13 protein-coding genes are annotated in these 14,042 nt (G+C 59.4%); 4 read left to right on the forward strand and 9 right to left on the reverse strand.

What is annotated here, in order from left to right:
* Nucleotides 1–179: 179 nt before the first annotated feature.
* The 3 genes from RRF56_RS24605 (at nt 180) to cysC (ending at nt 2,334) form a co-directional block, all read left to right on the forward strand.
* Nucleotides 180–407, forward strand: coding sequence for a hypothetical protein (locus RRF56_RS24605; protein ID WP_317035790.1), 228 nt, complete (start codon nt 180–182; stop codon nt 405–407).
* A 296-nt stretch (nt 408–703) separates the two neighbouring features.
* On the forward strand, nt 704–1,726 hold the full coding sequence (locus tag RRF56_RS24610) for a YihY/virulence factor BrkB family protein (protein WP_317035791.1): 1,023 nt from the start codon (nt 704–706) through the stop codon (nt 1,724–1,726).
* A gap of 56 nt (nt 1,727–1,782) precedes the next feature.
* Nucleotides 1,783–2,334: an adenylyl-sulfate kinase gene (gene cysC / locus RRF56_RS24615; RefSeq protein ID WP_317035792.1), complete on the forward strand. Its 552-nt coding sequence runs from the start codon at nt 1,783–1,785 to the stop codon at nt 2,332–2,334.
* A gap of 16 nt (nt 2,335–2,350) precedes the next feature.
* Here the strand turns inward: cysC and RRF56_RS24620 are convergent, their stop codons facing one another.
* From RRF56_RS24620 to RRF56_RS24650, 7 genes are all read right to left on the reverse strand, one after another.
* Entirely contained in the window at nt 2,351–5,074 is a 2,724-nt protein-coding gene (locus RRF56_RS24620; protein ID WP_317035793.1) for a hypothetical protein, read from the reverse strand.
* Nucleotides 5,071–6,378: an AAA family ATPase gene (locus tag RRF56_RS24625; protein WP_317035794.1), complete on the reverse strand. Its 1,308-nt coding sequence runs from the start codon at nt 6,376–6,378 to the stop codon at nt 5,071–5,073. The genes RRF56_RS24620 and RRF56_RS24625 overlap by 4 nt, the downstream gene beginning before the upstream one ends.
* Nucleotides 6,379–6,554: 176 nt before the next feature.
* Nucleotides 6,555–7,829, reverse strand: coding sequence for a flotillin family protein (locus RRF56_RS24630; protein WP_317035795.1), 1,275 nt, complete (start codon nt 7,827–7,829; stop codon nt 6,555–6,557).
* Nucleotides 7,826–9,178, reverse strand: coding sequence for a flotillin family protein (locus RRF56_RS24635; protein ID WP_410510690.1), 1,353 nt, complete (start codon nt 9,176–9,178; stop codon nt 7,826–7,828). The genes RRF56_RS24630 and RRF56_RS24635 overlap by 4 nt, the downstream gene beginning before the upstream one ends.
* Before the next feature lie 329 nt (nt 9,179–9,507).
* Nucleotides 9,508–10,113: a hypothetical protein gene (locus tag RRF56_RS24640; protein WP_317035797.1), complete on the reverse strand. Its 606-nt coding sequence runs from the start codon at nt 10,111–10,113 to the stop codon at nt 9,508–9,510.
* A gap of 183 nt (nt 10,114–10,296) precedes the next feature.
* The gene (locus tag RRF56_RS24645; protein ID WP_317035798.1) at nt 10,297–10,740 is read right to left on the reverse strand and encodes an MAPEG family protein; all 444 of its coding nucleotides are present in this window, start codon (nt 10,738–10,740) and stop codon (nt 10,297–10,299) included.
* A 59-nt stretch (nt 10,741–10,799) separates the two neighbouring features.
* The gene (locus RRF56_RS24650) at nt 10,800–11,168 is read right to left on the reverse strand and encodes a DUF2834 domain-containing protein (RefSeq protein ID WP_317035799.1); all 369 of its coding nucleotides are present in this window, start codon (nt 11,166–11,168) and stop codon (nt 10,800–10,802) included.
* 81 nt (nt 11,169–11,249) lie between these two features.
* On the opposite strand from RRF56_RS24650, the gene RRF56_RS24655 reads away from it, so the two are divergent.
* Nucleotides 11,250–12,068, forward strand: a complete 819-nt coding sequence (locus tag RRF56_RS24655; protein WP_317035800.1) for a helix-turn-helix transcriptional regulator — start codon at nt 11,250–11,252, stop codon at nt 12,066–12,068.
* An 18-nt stretch (nt 12,069–12,086) separates the two neighbouring features.
* Here RRF56_RS24655 and RRF56_RS24660 read toward each other — a convergent pair whose 3' ends face one another.
* Nucleotides 12,087–13,391, reverse strand: a complete 1,305-nt coding sequence (locus RRF56_RS24660; RefSeq protein WP_410510691.1) for an ATP-binding protein — start codon at nt 13,389–13,391, stop codon at nt 12,087–12,089.
* A gap of 217 nt (nt 13,392–13,608) precedes the next feature.
* Nucleotides 13,609–13,935 carry a DUF1825 family protein gene (locus RRF56_RS24665; protein WP_317035802.1) on the reverse strand — a complete coding sequence of 109 codons (327 nt, stop codon included), beginning with the start codon at nt 13,933–13,935 and terminating at the stop codon, nt 13,609–13,611.
* Between the last annotated feature and the right edge of the window lie 107 nt (nt 13,936–14,042).

The following is a 14,042-nucleotide window of genomic DNA, read 5'->3' on the forward strand; positions in this document are numbered from 1 at the left end:
CTTGGAGCCGCAATGCACCACTTCGCAAAATGACTCTTGGCCTGGTCTTTCCACGGTGCATTGCTTCGCGAATGCACCCTACGAGACTGAACCCATTTATTCCCTGCGCTCCTTGGAACCCTCGCAAACGATGCGGTAATATCGGCAAAGAACTTGAGCAACCAGGAGGGCTAGAGCTAATGTTCCATCTATATTTTGGGGCGTTTGATATTGTGCTCTATTTGGCAGGTATGTATGGTGCGATCGCACTCTCCAAAGCCCTCTGCGATCAAATGGATGCCGCTGATGCCCGCCAGAAAAGCACTACAGGCTCAGCGGTTGCCCCCATGCAGGCCATTCCGCCCCACCTGGTGACCCCGGCCACAAAGCGCAAAGATGTCAGCGTCAAGGTCTCGGTAGGCGACTAGCGCCGCCGGGCTTCCCAGATCCGGATACTGCGCCAGAGCGGTGTAGGTAGAGAAAGTGACCCTCGCATGCACAACGGCCCTGAGCTGCTGTGCACAATTTAAATGCGGTTATTTAGCGCCCCGGCCCCGAGGCAGCTAGCACCCCTAGGTGAGTTATACCGGCGGGCCAAGGCTAGCGGCAGAGCGACCTTGGCCTTGAAATCGGCTAATTTTTTCCTCTAGTGCGCTACTTTTTTTGTTTTGTGCCACTGTAAGTAGCTGGCACAGCACTCCAGCGAGTAAACAGGGTCGATAGAATGGGAAGACGACTGGCGCGGTTTGAGCATTGGCGACGGGCGTGGGCGATGGCACACCACTGGATCAATAGCGCTGCTATGCTCGATTTCTTTAAATATAAAGTCGGGCAATCAGCATGGACGAAGCTGATTGGTCGCACCCTGCTCAAATGGCAGCAGGACGACTGCCTGGAAATGGGGGCGGCTTTAGCTTACTACGCCTTGTTTTCCATGTTCCCGATGATTTTGGTGTCGTTGAGCATAGTGGGTTTTCTAATTGGCCCCAACACCGTAGCCTACAATGCCGTGCTCAACTTTGCCCAAGAAACCCTGCCTCCCGATGCTTTTCCGCTGGTGCGGGCCACGCTAACCGAGTTTCACACGGGGCGCACGAGTGCCAGCATTGTCGGTTTTGGCATTTTGTTGTTTACGTCGAGCGGCTTTTTTGGTGCCCTCAGTCGGTCGTTTGACAAAATTTGGCACACCAAGCCCCGGCATCATCGCTTTGACGGTTTTAGCGAGGTGGCGTTTATCTTCTTGTGGCGGCGGTTTCTGGCATTTTTGCTGGTGATGGGGGCCACCAGTTTGATCTTTGTCTCGCTGCTGTCAAATATTGCCATCGACACCATCACTCAGCTGCTAGAGGGCGTCCATCAGTGGGTCACCGTTTTGGCGATTGACCAGGTGCAATTGCTGTCTTGGCTGCGGTTGGGGGTGTCGTTTGTAACGCTAACCCTGGTAGTGATGGTGCTTTACAAAACGCTGCCCAGCACCCGGGTGGCCTGGCGCGATGTGTGGTTGGGGGCATTGTTTACGGCGGTGCTGTGGCTGTTTTTGCAGCAGCTGATCAGCAACAGTGTGATTAGCCTGGGCAGCCAGTTTAGATCTTACGGGGTCGTGGGTGGAGTGATGGTGCTGATGCTGTGGATTTATCTCACCAGCCAAATTTTCTTTTTGGGCGGCGAGCTGACCTACGTGTATGCTCACCTATTTGGCAGCCGCAGGGGGCAGAAAAAGCTGACGGCTAAGGTGGGTTACCAGTAAGTGGTTTAATTTTGTAGAACGGCTAAAGACAATCGATTAGCGAAGGAGTCAGTTTGATGGCAGCAGCACAGCGCGGAGTAACGATTTGGTTGACGGGGTTAAGCGGGTCGGGCAAGTCGACGATCGCCCGTGTTTTAGAAGCTGAGCTGCGCCAGCGGAATTGCCAACTTGAGGTGCTCGACGGCGACATTGTGCGCACCAACTTGACTAAGGGCCTAGGGTTTAGCAAAGAAGACCGCGACGAAAACATTCGCCGCATTGGCTTTGTTTCTCACCTGCTGACCCGCAATGGGGTGGTGGTGCTGGTGTCGGCGATTTCGCCCTACCGCGAAGCGCGGGATACGGTGCGCGATCGCATTGGCGATTTTGTTGAAGTTTTTGTCGATGCCCCCCTCAACGTCTGCGAAGACCGCGATGTTAAAGGCCTTTACAAAAAAGCGCGGGCGGGTGAAATTAAGCAGTTTACCGGCATCGATGACCCCTACGAGCCCCCCCTCAACCCCGAGGTGCACTGCCATACTGACCAGCAAACCGTCGAAGAAAGCGCCGCCCAGATCATCGCCAAGCTCGAAGCTCTGGGCTATTTAGCCGCAGCAGCGGTGGTTTAGGCAGCATTGCCGCACCCTAGCTATGCCCCCGATGCAGTGATTTCAGTAACTCATCGGGGAGCTCTCGGCGGGCATAGCTGACCAGGTAGTCGTGGACGAGTTGGTAGCGATCGCTGGGAATATCGGGCAGCAAAAACACCAGGCCCGACCCGGCCAAAATATCGAGCACCAGCTCCAGCTGCTCAATGTGATATTTGGCTCCTCGCAGGTCGAGTTCTTCGATCAGATCTTCGCGGCTTTTTTGGGGGCGATAGGCCCGGTTTTCTCGGTCAAGGTCGGTGAGTAGGTAGAGCACCAGCCGCGCCAGGTCGGCATTTTCAACGCCGCAGTCGTGTACAACACTGCCTAAAAAATTCTGCACCAGGGTTGCTTTGGGGTGGTCGCCCAGGGCCAAATATTCGCTCAGGGTGGTAATGTCTTGGCGTTGCAGTTGAGCACCTACCACCTGTAGCTCAATCGGGCGCACCTCGCCAATGGCCGTTGCCAGGTCGGCTACCAGGCGATCGATCAGCTCGGTTTCGAGGTAGAAGTGGGCATCGTCGGTGAGGCGACGAATCAGCGATCGGGCATCGTCGGCCCTCAAGTTGCCCAGATAGTAGCGGTAGTCGCGGCTGAGAATGTCGTTGTTGATGATGTCGAGGTCAAACCCGCGCTCAAGTTCGAGCAGGTAGTGCAGGTAGTCTTCTCGCAGGGCCAGCACCACCTTAAGGTAAGGAATGTTGAGGCAGTCGATCAAAAAGGTATAGAAGTCGCGCCGCTGGCGAATTTCGCCCGCTTCGACAAAAAATTCTTCAAATTGGTCAAAGATCAGCACAATTTGCCGATAGCTCTGCTCGGTCATGGTGGTCAGCCGGTCAACCAGAGCGCTTTGATCGATGGGGGCTGCGGGCGGAATGCCGTCGCCATCGTCGGTATTTTGCTGCTGGAGGGCGTGGGCCAGGGCCTGGTTGACCTCGTCGGGCCAGTCGCGGTAGCCCCTCACCAGCACCGGCAACGTCGATCGCCCCTCGGGAAACGATCGGGCTAGGGCGGGCACTAGCCCAGCGTAGAGAATTGAGCTTTTGCCCACCCCCGACGGCCCGTGGATGATGACCAGCGGGTAGCGGGCCTGCTCTAGGCGGTAGGTGAGGGCTTCAACATCGACTTGGCGGCCCGAGGCTTGAATCTCGGGAGCCAAACTGGCGGCGGCTCGGGGCAAGTCTAAGGGCTGAATTTCGCCCGCGCCAATGAAGGCGCGCAGCTTAAAGCGGGTTTCGACCTGGCGCTGTTTAAGCTTGACCCCGTAGGCGGCGCGGTAATTTTTTTGGCGGTAATGCTGCCGTTGCAGGGTTTGCAAAATGCTGCGGTAGAGGGAGAGATCGGTTTTGGGGTCGGTGTAGTGGCGGGCCTGTTCGAGCAAACTAATGGCGGCCTCGGCCTGGTCTTGAGCAATGTGCACTCGTCCCAGCAGGTAGAGGTACCAGCCCCGCTGAAACTGGTTGGCCACCATCAGTTCAGCGGTGGGTAGGGTCTCGGGGTTGGCGTCGATCGCACCGGCGATCGCCAAAATTTCTAGGGCTCGTTCGGCCTGCTGCTGGGCTGTAGCAGCATCGCCCTGGGCCAGGGCCACCTCGGCCAGATAGCCGTGGTTACGGGCTAGCCGAATTGGATCTTGGCGATGCAGGGTCAGCCCCTCGGTGGCGGTGCGGGCCAGGGCGGGCCAGGCTCCTAACTTTTGCTGCACCTCCGCCAGGGCGTGGATAAACTTGCCCACCACCTCAGGCTGCTGCAAGTGGCGAAAGATGCGCAGACAGGCAGAGAAATGCCCCTCGGCTTTGTGCAGCAGGCGATCGTACACGACCCGCTGAAGCGCGGCCTGGCTGCGGCAGGTGGCCCCCAGATAAAAGAGCAGGACAGCCTGTTTTTGCCGGGGGGTGGGAGGCAGCGGCGTGAAGGGGTGGAGTGGGGGAGCAGGGCTCGGCTCGGTGGTAGGGCGGGCGGGCGGGGCGTGGGCCGCTTTTTGCCAGTGCCCGAGGCTTTGGTCGAAGTGGTAGCGGGCAACATCGAGGTCACTGCGGCTAAAGGCATCGCGGCCCTTGAGAAAATCGAGGCTGGCTTTGAGTTCGCCGTCGAGGCTAGTGTGGGTTTGGGCGATATCGACTAGGGCAAACTCTAGCTCGGTGCGCAGGGCCGACCCCTGGTGGTAGGCGGCGGCCTCGGTGTAGTGGGGGCTGGCGTCGCCCAGCGACAGCATGGTGGCAAACAGATCGTTGGCGTTGCGGTGCAGCGAGTGAATCAGCTCACCGGGCGGATACTCGAAGGGAATGGGGGCCGCGGCAAAGCTTTTGAAATCGGGGGCGTGGCGGTTGAGCAGGGCCAGGGTGCGATCGCTCATCCACAGCACCAGCGGGCAGGGAAAGGCTTTGGGAAAGGCATCGCGCCCCAGGTTGGCAGCTCTCAACACCGCCTCAATGTTGTGCACCTGATCGAGGCCGGTCACCATCAGGGCGGGCGGGGCAGGCGCGTTCTGATCGGGTTTGAGCGCTTGCAGCAGGGTGGCAATCGAGTCGGGCAGCGATCGCTCTACCAGGGGCGTAGTCGCCTGCAAATGATCGACCACCAGGCGTTGCAGCCGCGAGTAGTTGCACCGGGCCAACACCAGCGAAAACCGGTGGGGCCGCAGGGTAATGGCCCGCCGTAGCTCGGCTAGGGCCGTCTGGTTGTGGGCCAGAATGTCAGCAGTAGTGTAGGCGGTGCTCATGGTCGAGGCTGCTGGGCCAGCCAGCTGCGGTAGCGATCGGTTTCGGCCAGCAGGGGGTTGAGCCCAAACCAGCGCCCCCGCGCATCGCGGTACTCATACAAAAACAGGCTGCGCACCAAAATGTTGTAGTCTTCGTCGCCCTGCACCTCTTGGCGCGAGACCGCTTGCAGCAGCAGATCCCATTCGCGATCGCTGACCAGCCCCATCAGGCTATCGCGCTCATTGCGAATCACTGCCTCTAGGGTGTCGCGCAAAAAGGGTGGGTCTTGCTTCCGCAGACAGCCATCCAGCAGGCGAATCAGGTTGCGCATATGGCCACCGCTCACCTGGCAGAGGCGATCGAGGGTGGCCATCTCGTCAAACACATGGCCCACCGCGTCAATCCGCTGGTTGACATTAAGCTCTGGAAAAGCCCGAATCAACACCATCTGCCGCAGCAGCGCCATGCCCGGCTCGTCGCGATCGCCCTGGCGATTTTGCACCGGCACCATGGGTAGCACCATCGGGTTAGTGCCAAACCGGTTGGCCAGCCGCACCAGATCATTCGAAAACATCAGCTCCAGGGGAATGGTATAGACCAGGTGGCAGTCGAGTTGCTTGAGCTGTTCGCCGCGATCGACAAAGATATATTCTGACTGGAGCCGCCCCTGGGAGCGCAGGGCGCTATCGATGCGATCGAGGTTGTCCATAATCACCACCAGGCGATTTTTGCCCTGGGCTTGTAGGCGATCGTTGGCCGGGGTCAGCAGTTCGTCGTTGATGGCGGTGATAATGCTGCGGGTGCGCGGCTCTAGATACTGCCTGAGCTGGCTGCGCATGTCGGGGCTTTGCTTCGCCGAGGCGGTAATACTGGCAATTCCCGCCGAAAAACTCACATCGGTCAGCTCCATCGGGGTGCGCAGGGTTGCCCCCAGGTTTTGAAACAGACTTTGCAGGTAGGTGGGCTTGGTGACAATGCCCAGGGTGTCGAGGTGCTGGCTGATGTTGTGGGCGATGCTGAGCAGAATGTCAGAAATTTCGACATCGGCCATTTCTAAGTCGCGGTCTGACTCAAAATAGATCACCTCATAACTGCGCCGCGTCAGGCTGTCTTTGAGCCGAAACAGCTCCGTCGATTTGCCACAGCCAATGTGCCCCGTGAACAACTGGGTGGTGGGTCGGTTGCGGGCCAGCCGCGCGATCTTGCGCTCTAGCTCATGCACAATGTCGCCACCGCGCACTGTAGAAAAATCGATGTAGTAGCGCTTGCCCCGCAGCGGCTGAGTGGGGTCACAAGCATCATAGAACTGCTGTAGATCCAGCATGGGCGACGGCAATAGAGGTGCCCCCAGGGTAGCGCAAGGCCCGAGCCCCGACGGTAAACATTTGGGTATTGCCCCAGCCCGCTGAGTTCCATACCCCCGATACCCAACCCATCAACCTGTGGGGGTGAACTGCCGTTCGCCCAGGGGACTCGGGGGTAGCCCAGTCGGATTTGGTCCTAGTCTTCAGTCCAGGGGTTAGCCGCAAGGGTCTCTGGCGTTGGGTTGATCTGGCCTAGCCCCTGCAAAGTCTGGGCCAGATCAACCCCGGTGGCCTGTTTCATCTGCTCCATAAACGAGGCCAGCTTGGTGGCGTTGCCGCCGCCGCCCGCATCGATTACCGTGATGCTGTCCACCGCCACATCGGGTACGGTGGCTACCAAATTCTCTAGCAGCCCCTCCAGCTTTTGAAACAGAAAGATTTCGCGGGCGTGGTCACCGGCGGCCTGCCAGGTGGTGGCCAGTTCACGAATGCCCTCGGCGCGGGCGCGACCGTCTTCAACGATGCTAGCGGCGTCGCCCTTGGCGCGGGCCTGAGCCTGCTGACAGGCGGCCACGGCGGGGGCAATCACATCGGCCTGGAGTTGCTGCTCGACTTGTTTGCGGCGCTCGCGCTGGACGGCCAACTCGGCTTCAGTGCGGGCGACTTCGGCGGCAATTTCAGACTCGGCTTCAGAAATCGCGGCCTGGCGCTGGCTGAGGGCGTTTTGCAGTCGGCGATCGGCGTCGGCGCGGGTAGTGGCAATTTTGGCCTCGATCTGGCGGAGAGAGGTGCGCTTCAGGTTTTCGGCGGCTTGCAGGGCCGACTGGGCCTTAGCTTCGGCTTCAGCGATCCGGGCGTCGCGCAGCAGATCTGCCCGCTGTTTGCGCCCGATCGAGTTGAGGTAGCCAACGTCGTCGGAGATGTTTTGAATTTGCAGGTTGTCGAGAATCAGACCGAGCTGGGCCAGGTCGTCGTCGGCTTCGTCGAGCAGGTTGCGCACAAAGGCCATTTTGTCTTCGTTCACCTGTTCGGGGGTGAGGGTGGCCAGTACGCCGCGCAGGTTGCCCTCCAGGGTTTCGCGAGCAATTTTTTCGATCTCTTCGCGGCTTTTGCCCAACAGCCGCTCGATCGCATTGTGAATTGCCGGTTCTTCGCCTGCGATCTTGATATTCGCCACGCCATCGACGTTGAGGGGAATGCCGCCCTTGGAGTAGGCGCTGGCCACCTTCAGCTCGATGATCATGTTGGTCAACTCCATGCGGAAGGTTTTTTCCAGCAGGGGTTTGCGAATGCTGCTGCCGCCCTTGACCAACCGGTAGCCCACTCGGCTACCGTCGCTAACCGTGCGGCGATCGCCCGCAAAGATCAGCACCTCGCTGGGCTGACAAATGTAGTAGAGATTTTTGATAATTAGCAATAGGCTGCCAGTAGCCCCAAACATCACCACCAGCAGGGTAAAAATCAGACTCATAGCTCCTCCGAGGTGAGGCCGTTGTTGACGGCGGGAATGGTAGATTCAGCCAGATCGGCTTTGGCAGTCAGCACCAGCGGCGGGGGCGATGGCGGGCGGGCCGCCAGGGGAATGCCGAGAATGTCTTCAGACTGACGCAGAAACTGCTTCACCATTTCGGGGTAGGCGTTGAGTAGCGAGGCGATCGCCTTGCCATCGCCGTTGTCGATCACATTCACCTGGCCCAGGTGCAGCCGACCGGGAATCCGCCCCGCTTCTTTGAGCACCATTTCTAGCTGCTGCACCAAAAAGAGTTCTGACGCATTCACCCCCGTGTCTTGCCAGACCTGGACCAGCATTTGGCTGGCCTGGGCCGAGGCTTTGGCGTTTTCTTCCAGGGTGGCGGCGGCCCCTCGGGCGTGGAATTCTTGGGCGCGCTGCTGGGCGCGGGCGGGCAGCACCTGCTCCACCTCTAGGCGGGCCTGCTCTAGGTGGGCGCGAATGGCTTGCAGCTCTCGCTGGGCGCGCGCGCGGGCCTCTTCGGCGGCGGCTTGGGTGCGCTCTTCTTCGATGCGGGCCTGCTTTTCGACTTCGGCGGTGATCCGGCGCAGCTCGTTTTCTTTTTCTTGAATCACGGTGCGGGCCTGGGTTTGGGCCACTTCCGATTGGCGGGTGCTGTCGGCCTCGATCTGCTCGGCCTCCGCCACGGCGTTAGATTCGGCGATTTCGGCGTCGCGCACCACGTTGGCGATCTGCCGCCGCCCGATGGAGTTGAGGTAGTCAACCCGGTCGGCCACGCTCTGAATTTTGAGGGTGTCGAGCTGAAGGCCCAGCTTCACCAGGTCGTTGCGTACGTCGCTGGCGATGCGTTCAGCGAACTGGAGCCGGTCTTCGTTGAGTTGCTCGGGGGTGAGGGTGGCCACCACGCCGCGCAGATTGCCCTCTAGGGTTTCTCGCGCTACGCGGGCAATTTCGTCGCGGCCCCGGCCCAAAAAGCGCTCGATCGCATTGCCAACTAGGGTTTCATCGCGGGCAATTTTCACATTGGCGATCGCCTGAATATCCAGCGGCGTGCCTCCTTTCGAGTAGGCGTTGGTGACCTCGATCGGCACCGGCATGGTGGTCAAATCCATGGTTTTGACCGTTTCGAGAATGGGAATGCGAAAGGTGCGCCCACCGTAGATCACCCGGTAGCCCATGGTCTGCCCGTCAGCGCGACGGTACTGACGGCCCGAGATAATCAAAATTTTGTTGGGGTCACAGATCTGCACCAGGGCGTTGACCCCCCAGATCACGATTAGCAGGGCGAAGATCAAGACGGCGATCGCCCCACCGCCTAGGGTTCGTCCGCCCGTCTGGGCGATCGGCATTGCCTCTGCCAGGGCGATCGTTTCGGTCTGGTTAATGTTTTTTGTCATACCTGCGCGCTCCTTTGTGTGCCAAATTCCCCGTTGTCATCGCCATTTGGGGGCAGGGCAGACACAATCGCCATTTGGGGGCAGGGCAGACACATAGGTCTGCCCCTACGCATCCACCCATCCACCCATCCACCCATCCACCCATCCACCCATCCACCCATCCACCCCTTCACCCCTTCACCCCTTCACCCCTTCACCCCTTCACCCCTTCACCCCTTCACCCCTTCACCCCTTCACCCCTTCACCCCTTCACCCCTCCACCCATCCACCCCTTCACCCCTTCACCCCTCCATCCCCTCCACCCCCTCCACCGCCGCCACCCACAACTTATCCCGCTCCATCCCCACCACCAGCACCCGCTCCCCCTGGTGAAACTCGCGCTCCTCCTGGGTGATGGCGAAAAAGCTGACGGTCGAGCCACCGATGCTGAGGCTGACTTTGCCGCGACTGTGGGCGTTAAAGGGAATTTCGACCGTGCCAAGCTGGCCGGTGAGCGCTTCGGGGCGAATCAGGCTGCTGACCGACTGGCGACTGAGCGATCGCAGCACCAGCGCTGCCCCCAGCCCGCAAAAGAGGCCCATGAGTAAGGCAATCAGCGCCACCAGTCCGCCCGCCAGGCCCGGCTGCAACCCGGTGAGTAGCATCCCCGTCAACCCAAAAAAGCAGAGGGCAAAGGTCCAAAACCGCAGGCTCAAAAACGGTAGCCACCAGCGGTTGCGCAAGGCCGTCAGGGTTTGGTCGAGGTGGGTGCCCAGGTCAATATCATCAAGCTCGCCGGGGGCTTCAACGTCAAAATCGGCATCAATGTCGGCACCATCGAACCCGCCCACAGCGGCCAGCACCACAAACACGCCCCCCACAATTAGACAAACACCATAGATCAGCATGACTTGGCGATACCTCTCGGGGTTGGCCTTAACGTTAATCCCCGTTGCCAGGGTACTCGCGCCAACTGGCCGACGCCCGTGTTCTTTACTCTCCTTAATTAGTTAGAGCCCCGTTGGTTAAAACCATAGGCAGCACACCACTTTCCCCAACCAGAGCCACCGCTGGCCCTGGCCCCTAACCAGTCAAAGGGCCAGGGCCAGGTGAATGCTGTGGGCGGCCATCATCCCCATGACGCCAACCCCCAGCAGGTAGGCCAGAAACCGCCAGGGCTGTAGGGCGGCTAGATAGCAGAGGGTATGCAAGACCCGGGCGATCGCAAAGGTTCCCAAATACACGGCTCCCCAGCTCCGATCTCCCCCTACTAGCCCGTAGCCCAGGGCCACCAAGAGAAACATCGGGATATTTTCTAAATCGTTGCGCCAGCAGCGGGCCGCTCGCTCCACCAGCGGATGATCTTGGGACACTGGGGGTAACGAGTGGCCCACCACCTGCCCAGCCCAGCAGGCATCTTCAGGATTGACAAACTGTCGGTAGTGCAGGCGACAGTACCCCTGCACCAGAGAATTGGCCCACATTTTGGCGGCGAGAAAGACGGTACAGAGTAGCCAGAGCTGAAGGGTGTCCATGGGAAGGGGGAGAGGGGGAGAACAGGTGACGGAGCGAGGGCTGCTTTTGAATCTGTCGGCTATGCAACCGTCAGTTGGCGGTGGCGCAACAACAAAAACAGCGGCAGCCCACAGGACAGCCCAATACCTAGGGTGGCGACGACGCACAGGCCCCACCACCCGCGCCCTAGCCCCAGGCGAGGCAACTCTATCCAGACCCAAATAAAAAACACCAGGGTCGAGATCAGCAGATCGATCGCCAGATCGATCGCCACCGGATTGGCCAACGCCTGGTGCAAAAATTCGGCTGGGGCAAACCCATACTGCTGAAAAAAGGGCGCTAAAAACCACCAGGGCAAGACCGCACCGACCATTAAACAGCCGAGATAGACCCACTGCAACCAGGGATGCGAAGGGCGATTGAAGGACGGGGCGACGGAGTTGGACATAGCCTAACCTCAGTTGTAGAACACCTTCGATTGTGGTCAATTGAGATAATTACATCAATTACCTGAGAGGTTATTGAAGCCGTGACTCTGCCTGCGGAACTACTCACTCAATCCTTTGGGGCTCTGCTCAAACACTGGCGCAGCCAGCGGGGCTGGAGCCAGCTAGAGCTCGCCTGCCAGAGTGAGGTATCTCAGCGCCACATCAGTTTTTTAGAATCGGGGCGATCGCAGCCCAGCCGCGACATGGTGCTGCACCTAGCGACCCAGCTAGCCGTGCCCCTGCGGCAGCAAAATGTCATGCTGACTGCGGCGGGGTTTGCCCCCCTCTATTCAGAGCATGACCTGTCGGCTCCCGAGTTAGCGCCCATGCAGCGGGCCATCGATTTTATGCTGCACCAGCAAGAGCCCTACCCCGCCCTGGTGCTCGATCGCTACTGGAACTTACTGAAAGCGAATCAGGGGGCTCTGCGGCTGATGGAATGGCTGCTGGGCGATCGCCTCAGGACCCTAGGGCAACCGCTAAATATGATGCAGCTGATGATCCATCCCCAGGGGCTACGACCCTACGTGGAGAATTGGCCGTCGATGGCGGTCTCGCTGATGCAGCGCTTCCAGCAGGAAGCCCAGAGTGAAGGCCCCCACAGCCCCCCGGCCAAATTGCTCCACGAGCTCAAGGGCGACTTGCCGGATGGCGCTATGGCTTCAGCCACCGTGGCGACGGGGGGGCAGTGGCCGGTGCTGCCTATCACCTTTGTCAAAACTGACCAGCGACTCAGCTTTTTCACCATCATTTCTACCCTGGGCACACCGCGAGATATCACGCTGCAAGAGCTGCGAGTCGAGAGCTTATTTCCCGCCGATGCTGCCACCACGGCTACTCTACAGAACCTTGGTCTGTAGGTCCTTGGTCGGTAAGCCCTAGCCCAGCTGGCTCTCGGCGATCAGCCAGTCAATAAACTGTCGTGCCGTGCGGCCCGATCGCCCGTTGTGGCGGGTAGCCCATTGCAGGGCGCGGGCCACTAAATCGGCTTCGGCCAGGGCTAGGTTGGCCTGCTGGGCCAGGTGCTTGACGATCGCCAGATAGGTGGCCTGGTCAGCGGGCTCAAAGGTGAGGGTGAGGCCAAAGCGATCGCTAAACGACAGCTTTTCTTGCAGGGTATCCCACGATTGCACCTCGTCTTGGTCGCTGGGTCGGGGGCGATCGCTGAAATATTCGCGCACTAAGTGGCGGCGGTTGCTGGTGGCGTAGACCACTACGTTGGCCGGGCGGGCCGTGCTGCTACCTTCTAGCACCACCTTGAGCGCCTTAAAGCTGTCATCGTCGTCTTCAAAAGAGAGGTCATCAACAAAAATAATGAACTTTTGAGCGCGGGTGCTGAGCTCGCCGACAATCTGGGGCAGGGCTTGCAGCTCGGCCTTGGCCACCTCAATCAGCCGCAGCCCCTGGGGAGCATACTCATTCACCAACGCCTTCACCAGCGACGACTTTCCTGCCCCACGACTGCCGTATAGCAGCACATTTAGAGCCGGGTAGCCCTTGAGCAGGGCCAGGGTGTTGTGCACCAGCTGCTGACGGGGGTAGTCGTAGGCAGTGAGGTGATCGAGACGGATGGGGTCGGGGGTGGCAATGCCCCTCAGTTCACCCTGGTGCCAGGTAAAGGCATGATATTCGGCAAATACCCCGGCCCCGTGGCGGCGGTAGTGCTCGGCTAAGTAGGCTACCCGGTCGGCCCACGTCGCTGCCTGGGGTAGGTCTAGGGGGCTCGGCGTAGCCCTCTGGGACAGGGCCAAGGGGGCCTCAACCGTCCAGACCGCGGGAGGCGCTGGGGTCTGGACGATCGCCTGCACCCAGGCTGCGATCTGGTCGCCCGTGAGGTGAGCAATCGCCTGGAGCTGCTCTAGGTCGTGGCGGGCTGCCTGACCGAGGGCCGTAGGCAAGGCCGACCAGGGGTGCCGTTGGGCCTGGCTGGTGAAGGGGTTTTCGGCGTAGGCAATCTGGCGCTGTAGGTAGCTACTCCAGCTCTCACCGCTGGCGGCGATCGCCCTAAACCAAGCCCCATAGGCGCTGAGGCTCAGCGAGGCATCGCCTAACTCAAGCGCTTGCAGCAGGGCGACAAAGGCCTCACCCACGGGGGTCGTAAAGAGGTCTTGGTAAAGCAGTAGGCTGTCTAGGCGCTGACGATAGCCCTGTACCTCGGTCTGAACGACAGCTAAATCTGGCATGCGATCGCGAATTTTAAAGGAAGGGGTAAACGTAGGTGGGAGATCAGGTATCTGCACACCAATACATTCCGGTGCCATGCCCGCGTAGGCAAAATCGATCTGATCGTCTGATTTATAGCTGGGCTCCCGGAACCGGTATCTTACTTCAGCACCAATCCTTCAGCTGGTTGACGCTGCTCTAGACTTGCACCCAACTGTCGAGAGGTTAGGCAGTGGCTCAGCCGCCCGTGGCTTCAATTTCCGCCTTCATCCGCTCTAGGGTCTGCTGCATTTGCTGAAACATCATATCTGGGGTCATGCCAAACTGGCCCAGCTGAGTCTTTAACTGCTCAACGGTCATCTTGGCCATAAAGTCTTCCGACAACTCAAAGCGCTTCATAAAAATGTGGTACCGCTCCATCATCGTTTCCATCTGGGCAATGTACATTTTTTTGCCCTCCCGGTCGAACTTGCCGTAGTTACCCCCCAACTGCATCAGCGATTGGTAATCCTGAAATAGCTGCTGGGCCTCTTGCTGAACGATGTCTGAATCAAAAAATCCCATAGTTCTACGCCTAGACCTCCCGTGAGTAACCTCGCTCACCCGATGGGTGACTCGAAGTTGTCGATATTAAAAAGCGTAAGGTTTAGATTAACCCCTGGCCAAGGGTA

Source organism: Nodosilinea sp. E11, assembly GCF_032813545.1.
Classification (GTDB): Bacteria; Cyanobacteriota; Cyanobacteriia; order Phormidesmidales; family Phormidesmidaceae; genus Nodosilinea.

What these genes read in the sequence shown, in the direction of transcription:
- RRF56_RS24610 (WP_317035791.1), top strand. Translation starts at nt 704, where the DNA reads ATGGGAAGACGACTGGCGCGGTTTGAGCATTGGCGACGGGCGTGGGCG.
- RRF56_RS24645 (WP_317035798.1), bottom strand. Translation starts at nt 10,740, where the DNA reads ATGGACACCCTTCAGCTCTGGCTACTCTGTACCGTCTTTCTCGCCGCC.
- RRF56_RS24625 (WP_317035794.1), bottom strand. Translation starts at nt 6,378, where the DNA reads ATGCTGGATCTACAGCAGTTCTATGATGCTTGTGACCCCACTCAGCCG.
- RRF56_RS24665 (WP_317035802.1), bottom strand. Translation starts at nt 13,935, where the DNA reads ATGGGATTTTTTGATTCAGACATCGTTCAGCAAGAGGCCCAGCAGCTA.
- RRF56_RS24620 (WP_317035793.1), bottom strand. Translation starts at nt 5,074, where the DNA reads ATGAGCACCGCCTACACTACTGCTGACATTCTGGCCCACAACCAGACG.
- RRF56_RS24635 (WP_410510690.1), bottom strand. Translation starts at nt 9,178, where the DNA reads ATGCCGATCGCCCAGACGGGCGGACGAACCCTAGGCGGTGGGGCGATC.
- cysC (WP_317035792.1), top strand. Translation starts at nt 1,783, where the DNA reads ATGGCAGCAGCACAGCGCGGAGTAACGATTTGGTTGACGGGGTTAAGC.
- RRF56_RS24660 (WP_410510691.1), bottom strand. Translation starts at nt 13,391, where the DNA reads ATGCCAGATTTAGCTGTCGTTCAGACCGAGGTACAGGGCTATCGTCAG.
- RRF56_RS24640 (WP_317035797.1), bottom strand. Translation starts at nt 10,113, where the DNA reads ATGCTGATCTATGGTGTTTGTCTAATTGTGGGGGGCGTGTTTGTGGTG.
- RRF56_RS24605 (WP_317035790.1), top strand. Translation starts at nt 180, where the DNA reads ATGTTCCATCTATATTTTGGGGCGTTTGATATTGTGCTCTATTTGGCA.
- RRF56_RS24650 (WP_317035799.1), bottom strand. Translation starts at nt 11,168, where the DNA reads ATGTCCAACTCCGTCGCCCCGTCCTTCAATCGCCCTTCGCATCCCTGG.
- RRF56_RS24630 (WP_317035795.1), bottom strand. Translation starts at nt 7,829, where the DNA reads ATGAGTCTGATTTTTACCCTGCTGGTGGTGATGTTTGGGGCTACTGGC.